Genomic DNA, 14,152 nt, shown 5'->3' with positions numbered 1-14,152 from the left:
GTTGCCGAGATCACACCGCGGCAGGCAGAATCGTCGACATATCGGGCAATCGACTCGGCTGATCGTACGGAGGGTGCATGACGGACGCGGCTTCGGTGGCCACGCGCATCCGCCGGGCGTACGAGGACTTCCTCTCCGGCGGCAATCCGCCGGCCGATGCGGTTCGGTCGATCGTCCGCGACTCGTGGGCGAGGTCCCTGACCGGCGGAGTGGACCCCAGCGACGCGACCCCGAACGGCGATCGTGCCTCCGCGATGTCGCCTGCGGAGTTCGCCGCCTACCGCGCCGCGCATCCCATCACCGCCGTCCGGCCGTTGGTGCAGTCCCTGATGGTCGACGCCATCGCCGACACGGGGGTCGTCGTCGCCCTGACCGACCAGTCCGGGCGCCTGCTGTGGATCGAGGGCGACTCGGCCGCCCGTGATCGCGCCGGCCACATCGACTTCGTCGAGGGCTCGGTGTGGAGCGAGGAGGTCGTCGGCACCAACGCCCCCGGACTGGCACTGGCCGTCGATCGGAGTGTGCAGGTCGTCGGGCCCGAGCACTTCGCCGGACCCGTCCAGGAATGGAGTTGTGCGGCGGCGCCCGTGCACGACCCGCTGACCGGGCACGTGATCGGTGTCATCGACGTGACCGGCGGGCGCGAGGTCGCGGCGCCGTTCGCGCTGGCGGCGGTCCGGTCGGTGGTCGCCGCTGTCGAGCGCGAACTGCGGGCGGGCGCCGTCGATCTCGCCGACCCGGCCACCTTCCACCCGTCACCGGGCTCGCGGGCCGCGGCCCACCTCGCCGTGCTCGGTGACGGTCCGGGACGCTGGCATCGCGCCGCCGACGGGCCCGGCGCCCGCACCCTGTCGCGCCGGCACGCCGAGATCCTCGTTCTGCTGCAAGCATTTCCGGAAGGTCTGAACACCGAACAACTCGCCTTGAAGCTGGCCGAGGACGGGCTCGACCCGGTCACCGTGCGGGCCGAGATCTCCCGACTCCGCCGCGACCTCGGTGCCGACGTCGTCGCGAGCCGGCCCTACCGGCTCACACTCGACATCACTTCCGACGTCGACGATCTCCGGTCGCGCATCTCGTCGGGTTCGGACCTCGCGTCGGTCGTCGACGACCTCGGCCGCGGCGGACTGCTCGCCGAATCGAGCGCACCGGGCATCGTCGACATCTTCGAGGAACTCCGCGAGGACCTGCGGTCGCGGCTCTTCGCGACCGGCGACGTCGCGGCCCTGCGGCGGTGGACGTCGTCGACCCACGGACGCGACGACCTCGCCGCCTGGCGGCGCCTCGAACATCGCCTGCCCGCCGGCGACCCCGACCGTGCCGTCGTTGGCGGCCGCATCCGACTCCTGGACAAGAGGTACGGGGCGTAACCGGTCTGAGCTGCGTGAACAGCAGGTGGCCAACGTTGCAACGCGCGTGCAACCAACCCGCTCCTAAGGTGTGCAGCAGATCACAACGGACGCCTTCGGTGTCCCGTGTGACATCCGCAGAGCGTCCTCAGCTGAGGCCCACACGCAAGGAGCAACCATGACCGTCTTCGCAAAGCCGGGTGCCGATGGCTCGGTGATGAGCTACGAGTCGCGTTACGACAACTGGATCGGCGGACAGTGGACCCCGCCGGTGAAGGGTCAGTACTTCGAGAACCCGTCGCCCGTCGACGGCAAGGTGTTCTGTGAGGTGGCCCGCTCGACCGCCGAGGACATCGACCTCGCGCTCGACGCCGCACACAAGGCCGCACCCGGATGGGGCAAGACCCCCGTCGCCGAGCGCTCGCTCGCCCTGCTGCGCATCGCCGATCGCATGGAGGAGAACCTCGAGAAGCTGGCCGTCGCCGAGACCTGGGACAACGGCAAGGCCGTCCGCGAGACCCTCGCCGCCGACCTCCCGCTGGCCATCGACCACTTCCGCTACTTCGCCGGCGCGCTGCGCGCCCAGGAGGGGTCGATCTCCGAGGTCGACGAGGACACCGTCGCCTACCACTTCCACGAGCCGCTCGGCGTCGTCGGCCAGATCATCCCCTGGAACTTCCCGATCCTGATGGCAGTGTGGAAGCTGGCACCCGCTCTCGCCGCGGGTAACGCGGTGGTGCTCAAGCCCGCCGAGCAGACGCCCGCGTCGATCCTGTACCTGGTCAGCCTCATCAGCGACCTGCTCCCCGCCGGAGTCCTCAACGTGGTCAACGGATTCGGCGTCGAGGCGGGCAAGCCCCTCGCCTCGAGCAACCGCATCCGCAAGATCGCGTTCACCGGTGAGACCACCACCGGCCGGCTCATCATGCAGTACGCGTCGGAGAACCTGATCCCGGTCACCCTCGAACTCGGTGGCAAGAGCCCCAACATCTTCTTCAACGACGTGATGTCCGCCGACGACGGATTCCTCGACCGTGCGCTGGAGGGCTTCTCGATGTTCGCGCTCAACCAGGGCGAGGTGTGCACCTGCCCCAGCCGCGCGCTGATCCAGCAGGACATCTACGACGAGTTCATCGCCAAGGCCGTCGACCGCGTCGGAAAGATCAAGCAGGGCAACCCCCTCGACACCGACACCATGATGGGCGCGCAGGCCTCGAACGATCAGTTCGAGAAGATCTCCTCCTACCTTGCCATCGGCAAGGACGAGGGTGCCGAGGTGCTGATCGGCGGCGAGGCGGCGGATCTCGGCGGTGACCTGTCGGAGGGCTTCTACATCAAACCGACTGTCTTCCAGGGCAACAACAAGATGCGCATCTTCCAGGAAGAGATCTTCGGCCCGGTTCTGGCGGTCACCACCTTCAAGGACTTCGCCGACGCCATGCACATCGCCAACGACACCCTCTACGGACTCGGCGCCGGAGTGTGGAGCCGCGACGGCGCGACTGCCTACCGGGCCGGCCGCGAGATCCAGGCCGGCCGGGTGTGGACGAACACCTACCACGACTACCCGGCACACGCTGCCTTCGGCGGCTACAAGCAGTCCGGTATCGGTCGCGAGAACCACCTCATGATGCTCGAGCACTACCAGCAGACCAAGAACCTCCTGGTCGGTTACGCTCAGAGCGCCAAGGGTTTCTTCTGACCCGTCGAGCCCTTCGAGGCTCGTCGCTAACGCTCCTCGCACCTCAGGGAGCGGAGGGGTCGCGCTCCTCGCACCTCAGGGAGCAGATGAAAGGTGATTGACGATGACCGCCGAGCAGAGTGTTCCTGATCGCGTGGTCGCCACAGACTCCGCCGTGCAGCTCCTGACCAAGTTGTCGGAGCTGCACGGCGGCCTCATGATCCACCAGTCCGGTGGGTGCTGTGACGGCTCGGCCCCGATGTGTTATCCGGTCGGGGAGTATCGCGTGGGCCAGCGAGACGTGCTGGTCGGCGAGATCGAATTACCCGAACCCATTCCGGCCGTTCGGGTCTGGATCAACGGTGACCAGTTCGAGCTGTGGAAACACACCCAGTTGATCCTCGACGTCGTGAAAGGCCGCGGTGCCGGATTCAGTCTCGAGGCACCGGAAGGGGTTCGTTTCCTCTCGCGGGCACGGGCTTTCACCGACGAGGAGAACGACCTGCTGGCGACGTCGCCACCACTGACGGGGGCCACCGCCGGCCCCTGAGGTCCGACCCACACAGAATGCGTCGTAGGTACCGGAAACCGGTACCCACGACGCATTCTGCGTTTGTCCGCGGTGTGTCACCACTGGTCGAAGCCGACGTTGACCTGGGGGTATCCGGTGTCGATGTGGTTGTTCATCCAGTAGTTCTGGGCGTGGGGTCCCCAGATGCTGCTCATGGCGGTGTTGACGTTGTGGGGGTGGTTGGTGAGTTGGTAGTTGGCGGTGGGGCCGAAGGCGCCGATGCGGTAGATGGCGTTGACGTCGAGGTGGTTGGTGAAGGGTGCGGTGGCGGTGATTGTTTCGGTGGCTCCGGGGTAGAGGATGTGTTGGGGTGCGTTGATCCATTGGCCGCCGTCGGCGTTGGCGCCTTGGAGGTATTCGGGCTTGTCGGTGTGGTTGGTGATGGTCATGGCGACGGTGGGTTCGCCGGGGCGGGTGATGGGGAGGGTGCCGGCGTGGGCTGCGCCGGCGGCGCCGAGGGCGATGCCGGTGGCGGCGGCGAGTCCGAGGGTGGCGGTGGCGATGCGGGTGGTGGTTTTCATGGTGGGCTCCGGTGTGGTGTGGGGGTTGTGTTGGTGACACCACTGACTCTGCCGGGGATGGGTGGTCGGGGGATTCCGCTGACCGGGTGATGGGTGGGGTGAATGGCACGTCCACCGATCGGGGGACGTGCGGTGGTGGTTGCCGGGTGGCTTCGACTCGGCTCCTCGCTGCGCTCGGTGCCGGCTCAACCAGCGGTGGGTGCCGGCTCAACCAGCGGTGGGTGACGGCTCAACAAGCGGTGCGCGGTGGTCGCGGGGTGGCTTCGAGAACGATGATCCGGGGTTGCGCCGGTTCGGGGTAGCGGAACGCGCAGGCAACTACCATCGAGGGATGTCGAACGCCGACGGCTCTCCGCCTCCCCGCCCGCGCGTCGCCGTCACGCCGCTGCGCCCGCAGCGGCCGGTCGGACGCTCCCCGGTCACTCGCTATGTGATCCTCGGCTGGTTGGTGTCGGTGGCCCTGGTCGTGGTGACCGTCGGCCTGACGCTGGTGTCGCTGAACGACATTCGGTCCGTCCTGGCCGCCGATCTCGTCCGGACCAATCCGGGCAGCGGGACCGATGCCGCACGCGCCGTGGACATCTCGTTGATGGTGGGCGGGGCGATCGCTCTGGTCGTCGTGCTCCTCGGGCTGTTCGGGTCCGCGCGACTCTGGGACAGTCGACGGTCCGGCCGGAGCATCCTGACGGTCGGTGCCGTCGTCGCCGTGGCCGGCGCCGTGGCCTTCCACCTCACCGTCAGCCCGTCCGCGACGGCACTCGCCGACGCCGGACTTCCGATTGTCGCCCAGTGGATTCCGGTGGCGGCCGCGCTCGTCGCGGTCGTCGCCACCGGAGCGTCCTACACCCGGTCGGTCACGGCATCCCTGCGCTGAAACCCTCGCCGCCGGTCCGGACCGCCTCACCGAGTTGGGCGACGATACCCTCGGCACTACGCACCGCGACCTGACACGCCGACGCCGAGGCCGGCGCGAGGAGCGGATGCCCGGCACGTGCCCGCCAGGTCCGCGCGGCGTCGATCGCCGCGTCCCGCAGTGTGTACAGGTCGGCGGTCGCGGGCAGTCCGAGGCGGGCCGCGGGATCGATGCCCGACCCGCCGATGAGCCGGGTGATCTCGGCCCTCTGATCAGGGGGGAGGTCAACGCCCCCGGCCCGGATGGTGCCGAGCAGACGCAGCTCGCGGAAACCGTGGACGTCCGCGAGTTCCCGGCGAACCGCGGCCCGGACTTCGCGCGCCCCCGCCGACGCTGACGCGGCCAGGAGGTGATCCATCGTCACCAGCGCCGAATGCGACTTGAGCTGGTCCGCGCGCTGCCCGAATTGGGTGTCGATGATGGCGCTCAGCTCCGAGAGTCCGCTGCGCTCGACGAGTTCGGCGGCCAGCGCCGACGACGAGCCGGCACCGAACCGGATGAGCGTGACCGCCATTCGGATGCCGAAGGCGCCGAAGCGTTCGGCCAGCGAACGCCGCAGCTCGGCGGGTATGTCGGGCAGGATGTCCGGACGGGAGAACCGGTCCATCGTCAGCAGGGCCGCCTCGAGGTCGGGTGCCGGGGTCGCGGCCAGCTGTGCCAGCGAGCGGAACTCGACCTCCCGCATGGTGCGGGCGGCCAGTGCCAGCAGTCCCGCCACCGGCACGACCGCCTGGCACAGGCCCGTGCGTTCGAGCTCGCCGGCGAACCGTCCGGCGATCTGGTGGGCGGAGATCATCGCATCCATCCGGCCGGCGCCGAGCTCGTCCGCCCGGGAGACGACGCCGATGACACCCAACGGGCCCGACGATCCGCCGATGGCCGACCCGATGCGGCGCAACATCGTCGTGTCGGTGGCGGTCAGCGAACGCAACAGGTAGACGACGGCGTCCACGCCGGACTGGCCGTCGTCGGGGGTGAGGAGCCGGATGGTCGACGCGGACAACTCCGTCGACAACGACGCCGTGCCCGGGGTGTCGACGATGGTCGTCGACTGTAGGGCACGGGCGGGCCACTCGACGTCCAGACGGTCGACGTGATCGGCGGTGAGCCGCCCGAAATCGAAGCCCAGTCGACCGCCGATGCGGGTGACCGGGATGCCCACCGCGCGACCGTCGTCGACGTGTGCGGTGACCGACGGCGACCGGCCGTTGCGGTACCAGGTGACGACCCGCGTGCACTCGGTGGCATCAGTAGGGGCGATGTCCTGTCCCACAAGGGCGTTCAGCAGCGTCGACTTGCCAGCTTTGAGCGAACCGGCCAGGGCGACCCGCACCGGTTGGTACAACCGGTGGGCGCACACGTCGAGCTCGGCCTGTGCGTGCGGGTCGTCGGCGAGGGCGGTGCGGGTGGCGTCGAGAAACCCTCGGACGCGGGCAATGTCGGTCATCGGCGCGGAAGCTCCGCAGCGGGCTCGTCCGGGTCGAGATGATCGGCCGCCTTGCGCAGCGCGGCGACCGCGGTGAGCCGGGACTCGAGTTCGGCGACGCGCCCGGATCGCTCCGAATCGGCGAGGGTCGCGGCAGACTGTGCGGCACTGAGGGATTCCGAGATCGAGCGTGCGGTCTGTTCGGCGACCGAGGTGAAGTGATCGCGGAGGACTCGCTGGATGACGCGCAACCGATCGCGGGACTCCTTGCCGACCTGGAAGCTGACGTCGTCGGTGAACGCGCGCACCGCGACCTTCGCCTTGGCGCGGCGTTCGAGGACCTTCGCCTCCTTGTCATCCCGGTACGCCTTGGTGCCCAGGAGCAGTCCGGCGCCCACGGACACCGGGTTGATGAGCGCCATGCCGACCATCGTCGAGATGAGTCCGAACATCAGCACACCGCCGTACGACCCGCGCATGCCGATCAACAGCTTCTGGGCGAGACCGACTCTGCCGCTGTCGAGTTCGGCGAGCTCGGCCACCGAATCGAGCACACCGGTCAGATCGGCGACGTCGATGTCGGGCAGCGAGTTCTGGCCGGCCGCCGCGAAGTGGTCGGCCACCCGCTCGGCGAGCCACACCGATCGCTCATGCGCCCAGACGAAGTTGTCACCGATGACGGCGGCGGTCTGATCGGCCAGCCACTCGCTCAGCTGTTCCCAGTCGACCCCCGGATCGCCCTCGTCGATGGCCCGCTCGGCTTCCCGGGTCACCGCGCGGAGACGGTCCCGCAGGTCGTGGTCGATGTCGGCGGCGAGGTCGGCGATGCCGTCGGCCAGCGTCTGCTGCCACTGAGCGGACTGACGCCGCATTGCCTCCGCGTCGGACTTGGCCTCCTGGAGTGCGCCGACAGCGCGGCCGGCGGTCTCCGGATCGCGCAGGGCGGCGAGTTCGCTGCCCAGGGTGAGCGCGAGGTGTTCGCTGACGACCCGCAGATCGGTGGCGACGGTCGTGCGGGTCGCCTGCCGTGCGGTGGACACCACGCGCTCGCGCAGGTACCGGTACAGATCGAGGAACCCGGCCTCCGCGTTGAGTTTCTCGTCGCCGAGCCGCAGCGCGTGGGTGCGCAGCACCGATGAGACGGGCAACAGCGGGATGTCGAGGTCCGCGGTCTGCAGATGGGTGCGGTCGGCGTCGAGGATGGCGCGCCAGTGCGGGTACAGGTCGGTCTTCGTGATGAGGCACGCGATGGTCGGGCACAGTCCGGCGACCTGCTGGAGGAAGGACATCTCCGGCGCGGTGAACTCCTGGCTGGCATCCGACACGACGAGTACCGCGTCGGCTGCCGCGACCATACCCAGAGTCGCTGCGGCATAAGGGTGTCCGTGGCCGCCGACGCCGGGGGTGTCGACGAGGACGAGGCCGTCGGCGAGCAACGGGCCGGGTGCCTCGATCTCGAGCCGAAGCACTTCGCGTCCACCGGCGAGCGGGGAGTCCGGGGTGATGCCGGCGATGGCGTCCATCGGCACCGGGATGCGGTTGTCGGCGGCCGGGCCGTCGACGATGAGATGGGCCGACGGTTGCGCGGCGTGCGAGATGACCGTCGGCACCGCGGTCGTCTCGTCGTCGCCGACCGAGCACACGTCCAGGTTGAGCAGTGCGTTGACGAACGAGCTCTTGCCCTGTTTCAGCTGACCCACCACGACGATCCGCAGGCGGGGGTCGGTGATCCGGGTGCGCGCGCCGTCGAGGCGACTGACGAGATCGTAACGGCCCGCCTCCCGGGCCACCTCGGACATCGTGGTCAGCAGGTCGCCGATGGTGTTCGGCACCTGCGTCCGTGCCGGGGTCGCCACTGCCGGGGTCGCCGGGGCTGGGGCCGTGGTCGCGGGTGGCCGGGGCGGGGCAGCGGCGTGTGCCGGTGCGGTCGGGGCTGCTGCCTTCCACGTGGAGGAGGGATCAGGTGCGTCCCGATCGGCGGCGTGCCGGCCGACGCGAGGTGGTTCGGCGGGTGGAGTGGTCATGGTGTCCTCACGGTAGCGGTGAGTCGGCCCGTCCGGTCGGCATCGCCGGGGCTCCGCACTCGTTCGGGCGGTGCGTGCGAGCATGCCGGGCGAAGGCGGGGCCGGACGAGGACCGCCCCGGGGCCGGCCCACGTCCAGGGTTGCTGGAGCGTGGGACGATCCCGGGGCGGGTTTGCCGACGTGACCCGGTCAGTCGGCGTCGGGTCCGGCGTCCGGGGTGTTGACGCCGATCCCGGTGTCTGTGTCGCCACCGAGGCCACCGGTCAGGCCTCCGGTGAGACCGCCGGTCAATCCGCCGGTGAGGTCGGCGGTCGTGTCGGCCACGCCTCCGACGGTCGAGTCGACCGCGCCGCCGACGGTGGTGTCGACCGAGCCGCCGAGTTCGGCACCGGTGTCGGTCACGCCGCCCAGGTCCAGGCCGCCGTCCGCGCCGGCACCGCCGCCGGCGTCCACGCCACCACCGACCACTGCGCCGCCGGTCAGACCACCGGTCACCCCACCGACGATGTCGGTGGTCGTGTCGAGGGTGCCGCCGACCCCGGCCTCGAGTGAGCCCGCGGCGTCGCCGACCACGTCCACTGCGCCGCCGGCCGTGCCGGAGATCGCGGTGGTCAGTTCAGAGGTGACGTCTGCGGGCAGCTCGGTGTCGAGCGCACCGCCCAGGCCGAGGTCGCCGCCCAGACCGAGATCCCCACCGAGGCCTCCGCCCACGCCTGCGCCGGCGCCGAGAGCACCGTCGAGAACCGGACCGGCGGTGGCGCCCAGATCGGCCTCGCCGAGCCCGGTGCCCAGGCCGGCGAGTCCGGTCTCGAGGGTCCCCTCCAGGCCGCCCTGCAGAGTGCTGTCCAGCCCGGCGACCAGGTCCGTGCCGGTCTCGGCGACGGTGCCCAGGCCGGCCAGTGTGCCCGCGTCCAGGTTGCCGGTGAGGCTGTCGACCACTGTGCCGCCGAGGGTTTCGGTGACCAGGAGCGGTCCGCCCACGGTGATGGTGCCCTCGGGGGAGAGGATGAGGCTCGGGTTGACGATCGCCTCGAGTTCGCCGGTCAGTGCCCCGCCCAGGCCACCCGTCGCCTCCAGGGTCGAGTCCAGGGTCGCGACGAGGCCGTCGGTGGCCGACAGATCCACGTCGAGTGCGGAGCTGAGAACGGTGCTGAGGGCTGCCGGGAGTTCGGCCCCGCCGGCCAGCTGGCCGGCCAGCGAACCACCCAGCTCACCGCTCAGCGCGGTCCCGAGGACGGCGCCGAGGGACGCGCCGAGGTCGGCACCCACATCCCCGCCCGCAGCCAGCACGGCCTCGAGGGTTCCGCCGAGGTCGGCGGCGGTCTCGGTCACCAGGCCCAGTCCCGCGCCGGCGTCGAGTGCGGCGTCCAGCGCCCCGCCCAGCTGTGTGATGAGGGCGCCGTCGACGCCGAGTGCACCGCCGAGGTCCGCGGCCAGCAGTTCGCCGACGTTCAGGCCGGCACCCGCGGCGGCGTCGAGGATGCCCTCGACGCCTGCGGCTGCGCCAAGCACCCCGCCCAGGGTGGCGCCGAGTTCGCCCGCGAGCTCACCGCCGCCACCGACGATCGCGCCGAGTTGCGCGGCCAGGTCGGTGGCCAGTCCGCCCTCGAGCAGACCCGTGAGGTCGGCGCCGAGGACGCCGCCCAGTTCGAGGGCGCCACCCAGCGCGGCCCCCAGGTCGGCGCCCGCGGCGGCACCGAGGACGCCGGTGAGCACGGTGCTCAGCGCGGTGTCGAGGCCGGCGCCGGCCGACAACAGTCCGTTGAGCGCGGCTCCGAGTTCGGTGCCGAGGCCGCCCACGACCCCGAGGCCGCCGCCGAGAGCGCCCTCGACCGCGCCACCGAGACCCGCGCCCAGTCCGGTACCGAGTCCCAGTCCCGCTTCGAGAGCGCCGCCGACGCCGGTTTCGAGCGCCCCGCCGAGACCGAGACCGGTTTCGAGGGCGCCGCCGAGTCCGGCAGTGAGATCGGCGGCCAGGCCACCTTCGAGGGCTGCGGCCAGCGTGCTGCCCAGGGCCGCACCGAGACCGGCGGCGGCTTCGCCACCGACTTCGAGGCCGGCGGCCAGAGCGCCGGCGAGAGTCGTGCTGAGATCGCCGCCGGCTTCGATCAGGGCCTCGACGTCGACGATCCCGCCGGCTTCGAGGACGGATTCGAGCGCCGCGGCGAGTCCGGCCTGAGCGCCGCCGCCGACACCGAGGACGGCGGTCAGGGCGCCACCGAGGACGGCGTTTGCGCCGGCCGCGCCGGTCAGGACCAGTCCGCCGGTCGCCGCGGCCGTCGATGTCAGGGCCACGCCGAGTGCGGTGCCGACGGAGGCGGCAGCGGTGCCGCCCGCGGCCAGGGTCGAGCTGAGAGCGCCGCTGAGGGTGGCGCCGAGTTCGCCGGACAGGTCGGCGATGGCCTGCGCGTCGAGCAGACCCGACAGCGTCGCCGAGAGGTCACCCGCGACATCGAGAGTGGAGGTCAGAGCGGCGGTCAGATTGCCGGACAGTTCGGCGCCGAGACCGAGCGCGCCGGTGAGTACCGCCGAGAGTGCGCCGCCCGCACCGAGACCGGCACCGAGCGCGGCCGCGAGGTCGGCGCCGAGTGCGCCGCCCGCGCCGATCGTGGCGCCGAGCAGACCGCCCAGCGTCGCGCCGAACGAGCCGGCGAGTTCGCCACCCAGTTCGAGCGCCGCCGACAGCTGCGCGGCGAGACCGCCCCCGAGTCCGAGCCCGAGGTCGGCGCCTGCGGCGAGGAGTGCGTCGAGCGAAGCCCCGAGCTGGGCGACCAGGGCGCCCTCGGCGCCGATCGCACCGGCCAGCGTCCCGGCGATGACCGGTCCGATGCCTGCGGCGAGCTCGAGGCCACCGTCGACGACCGTCTCGAGCGCGGCTCCCAGCGCGGCACCGAACTGCGCGGCGATCGCGCCGCCGGCGCCCAGGCCCGCGGACAGCGCCGCGCCCAGGGCGACGGCCAGCTGGCCCGCGAGGTCGAGGTCACCGAATGCGATACCGCCGAGGTCGAGATCGGCCAGGGACAGACCCGAGAGGTCGATGTCGCCCAGTCCGATGCCGCCGAGGAGACCGCCGAAGTCGATGTCGCCCAGATTGATTCCACCCAGATCGAGTCCACCCAGATCGAGTCCACCGAGGTCGAGGTCGCCCAATTCGAGCCCACCGATGCCGCCGAGGTTCACGTCACCGAGGTTGACGTCTCCGCCGCCGACGTTGATGTCGCCGAACTCCAGGCCGCCCAGGCCGACTCCGACGCCACCGCCGCCGATCACGCCGCCGCCGATCACGCCGCCACCGACCGCGCCGCCGCCGATCACGCCGCCGCCGGCCGCCCCGCCGCCGGCACCGATGATCGCACCCAGGCCACCGCCCGCGGCCAGACCGCCTCCGGCGACCAGCGGGGCGGCTGCGGAGATGTCGGCGGGGGTGACGCCGGTGAGTCCGGCGCGATCGATCGCGGCCTGGGGATTGCCGCAGTAGGCGTTGAAGGATTCCTCGTCGCGAAGCAGACCGAGGATGAAGTCGAGTACCGCGTTGGTCGCCATGGCGTCGTTCCTTGCGTCGGGGAGATCGCAGTTCGATCCCGTGTCGAGTTCGACCGTATGGACTTCGGGGCCCGACGACATCGGGGTAAATCCCCAGTCCTGCCGACGACCGGGGGGTGGGTCATCCCCCCAGGGGGATTTCGACCGGGGACGGGGTCCGGGCGCCGCCGGCATAGGGGGGTCGGGACTTTCCCCCTAATCCCCGGCCAGGGCTAACACCAGGGGGCCGGTCCGCGACACACTGGGTGAAGTGCGCCGCCGGGGCCGGGGCACGTGACATCGGCGGTCTGCTCGTGAGACGCGCGGCCCGCCATCTACCACCGTCTGCAGGTGCGAACAGGAGTGACCGTCATGGCCATCGGGATCGGTGTGAAGATCGGGTCCGCGAACAGCGTGGCGGTAGCCGCCTCGGAACAGTCCTGGGAGGGCGCGGTCTCGGTCGAGACGTCCGCTCTGGTGGATGCCGACGACTTCCTCGGACGGGTCGGCGACCCGGTTCCGATGCTCGACGACCACGGCCGCACGATCGCGGCCGCCGACCTCTACGCCGACGCGGTCGCGGCGCTGGTCGCCCGGCTCGACCTCGGCACGGACAGCGTCGACTCGACACCGTCCGACGACGTGCACCTGACCGTCGTGCACCCCGACAACTGGTCCGATCAGGCCGTCGAAGACGCCCGGGCGGCACTTGGCGCCCACCCCGACTCGGTGCCGGCGGACGCGATCACCTGGGTGCCCGAGTCACGGGCGACCCTGGCCGCAGCCGAACACGCCGAGGGCGCCTTCGGCGACGGCGCGGTCGTCGTCTGCGACCTCGGCGCCACGGGGCTCACCGTCTCCGCCCTGGCCACCGGCTCCGATCCGGCCCCGGTCGGCCGTCCGTTGCATCTGGACACCGTGAGCGGCAACGAGTTCGACCGCCTGCTGCTGGCGCACACCCTGCGGGTGACCGGTGCCGACGCCGAGGTCGACGCGGGTCTGGCCGACCCAGCCCGGAGCGGCGCCATCCTCGACGACGTGAACCGGCTGCGGGAAGAGTGCCGCCGGGCCAAGGAGTCTCTGTCGGTGGACACCGACACCGTCGTCGACGTGCGGATCGGGCAGGTGAGCACCGAGGCGCGGCTGGTCCGCGACGACATCGAGGACCTGCTGCGCGCACCGGTCATGGAGGCGGTCGCGCTGGTTCGTGAAGCGGTCTCCGCGTCCGCCGTCGGCCACGACTCGTCGGGCGCGCACGCGGCCCCCGGGATGAAGCCGGCCGGGGTGTACGCGGTCCTGCTCGGTGGCGGCGGTGCGGCGATCCCGCTCGTCACCGAGATGCTGTCCTCGACCCTGCGTCTGCCGGTAGACCCCGACCCCGACCCCGCGTCCGCCTCGGCAGCCGGCGGTGCGCTGATGGCCGGCACGACGCTCGCCGCCCGCCGGTCGGCGATCGCGCCGGCCGCCGCCACGACCGCGGCCCTCGTCTCGGCCGCGCCCGAGGAGCGGCCGCTCCGCGAGATCGTCCCGGCTCCGAGCACCCCGGTCGCCGAGCCCGCTCCCCGGTTCTCGCGTCGTAAGCGGGGCACCCTCATCACGGTCGGCGCCGCCGCACTGGCGCTCGTCACGGCAACCGGCCTCTCCGTCGGCACCGGACTCGTCGGCTCGGTCGGCGAGGCGACGCCCCCGCCCGCGGGAGCGGCGACCACCACGGCCACCTCGACGCAGAACCCCGGTGGCGCCCCGGGCACCACCGCGACCGGTGCGCGTCCCGGCACCACCGCGACCGGTGCGCGTCCCGGCACCACCGCGGCACCGGTGACCGGTACGGGGACCCGGGCTCCGGGTACCGCAACCGATTCGCCGCGGCGGACCGCGGCCGGCGCCCCGTCTGCGGGCGCCCCGTCTGCCGGCGCCCCCGCGCCCGGAAGCACCCCCGGCCGGCCTGCACCGGCGCCCGCACCAGCACCAGCACCAGCACCAGCGCCGGCGCCCGCTCCGGCTCCGGCACCAGCGCCTGCACCGGCGCCGGACTACCCCGAACCGGACACCGGCGGTGGCGGCATCACCCCGGGCGGGGTCCTCGACGGCACCGGCCGGGTGCTGTGCGGCGTCACCGGCGTCGTCGGCATCGACTGCTGAATC

9 protein-coding genes are annotated in these 14,152 nt (G+C 71.6%); 5 read left to right on the top strand and 4 right to left on the bottom strand.

The genetic code is table 11. From position 1 onward, the window contains the following. The first annotated feature begins 77 nt into the window (after positions 1-77). From AS181_RS20780 to AS181_RS20770, 3 genes are all read left to right on the top strand, one after another. Entirely contained in the window at positions 78-1,370 is a 1,293-nt protein-coding gene (locus AS181_RS20780; RefSeq protein WP_058253392.1) for a GAF domain-containing protein, read from the top strand. A 157-nt stretch (positions 1,371-1,527) separates the two neighbouring features. Then, positions 1,528-3,051 carry an aldehyde dehydrogenase gene (adh, locus tag AS181_RS20775; RefSeq protein WP_058253391.1) on the top strand — a complete coding sequence of 508 codons (1,524 nt, stop codon included), beginning with the start codon at positions 1,528-1,530 and terminating at the stop codon, positions 3,049-3,051. A 103-nt stretch (positions 3,052-3,154) separates the two neighbouring features. Further along, positions 3,155-3,580 carry a DUF779 domain-containing protein gene (locus AS181_RS20770; RefSeq protein WP_058253390.1) on the top strand — a complete coding sequence of 142 codons (426 nt, stop codon included), beginning with the start codon at positions 3,155-3,157 and terminating at the stop codon, positions 3,578-3,580. Between the two features lie 77 nt (positions 3,581-3,657). Here AS181_RS20770 and AS181_RS20765 read toward each other — a convergent pair whose 3' ends face one another. Next, on the bottom strand, positions 3,658-4,122 hold the full coding sequence (locus tag AS181_RS20765; RefSeq protein ID WP_058253389.1) for a hypothetical protein: 465 nt from the start codon (positions 4,120-4,122) through the stop codon (positions 3,658-3,660). Between the two features lie 331 nt (positions 4,123-4,453). Here AS181_RS20765 and AS181_RS20760 point away from each other — a divergent pair, with 331 nt between their 5' ends. Then, positions 4,454-4,996, top strand: a complete 543-nt coding sequence (locus AS181_RS20760; protein WP_058253388.1) for a hypothetical protein — start codon at positions 4,454-4,456, stop codon at positions 4,994-4,996. Here AS181_RS20760 and AS181_RS20755 read toward each other — a convergent pair. From AS181_RS20755 to AS181_RS25665, 3 genes are all read right to left on the bottom strand, one after another. Next, complete coding sequence (locus AS181_RS20755) at positions 4,977-6,482, bottom strand: dynamin family protein (RefSeq protein ID WP_058253387.1); 1,506 nt, start codon at positions 6,480-6,482, stop codon at positions 4,977-4,979. The two genes, AS181_RS20760 and AS181_RS20755, sit on opposite strands and share 20 nt — an antisense overlap. Further along, positions 6,479-8,485 (bottom strand): dynamin family protein, encoded by a 2,007-nt coding sequence (locus AS181_RS20750; protein ID WP_058253386.1) that lies wholly within the window; start codon positions 8,483-8,485, stop codon positions 6,479-6,481. Before AS181_RS20750 ends, AS181_RS20755 begins: the two co-directional genes overlap by 4 nt. Before the next feature lie 189 nt (positions 8,486-8,674). Next, positions 8,675-12,028, bottom strand: a complete 3,354-nt coding sequence (locus AS181_RS25665) for an IniB N-terminal domain-containing protein (RefSeq protein ID WP_058253430.1) — start codon at positions 12,026-12,028, stop codon at positions 8,675-8,677. Positions 12,029-12,379: 351 nt separating this feature from the next. Here AS181_RS25665 and AS181_RS20740 point away from each other — a divergent pair, with 351 nt between their 5' ends. Beyond that, positions 12,380-14,149: an Hsp70 family protein gene (locus tag AS181_RS20740; protein ID WP_058253429.1), complete on the top strand. Its 1,770-nt coding sequence runs from the start codon at positions 12,380-12,382 to the stop codon at positions 14,147-14,149. Positions 14,150-14,152: the final 3 nt, after the last annotated feature.

The sequence above is a fragment of the Gordonia sp. SGD-V-85 genome (genome assembly GCF_001456905.1).
In the GTDB taxonomy this organism is placed as follows: domain Bacteria; phylum Actinomycetota; class Actinomycetes; order Mycobacteriales; family Mycobacteriaceae; genus Gordonia; species Gordonia hongkongensis.
Note: the sequence above shows the minus strand (reverse complement) of the source record. Positions and strands in the feature narration are given on the sequence as shown.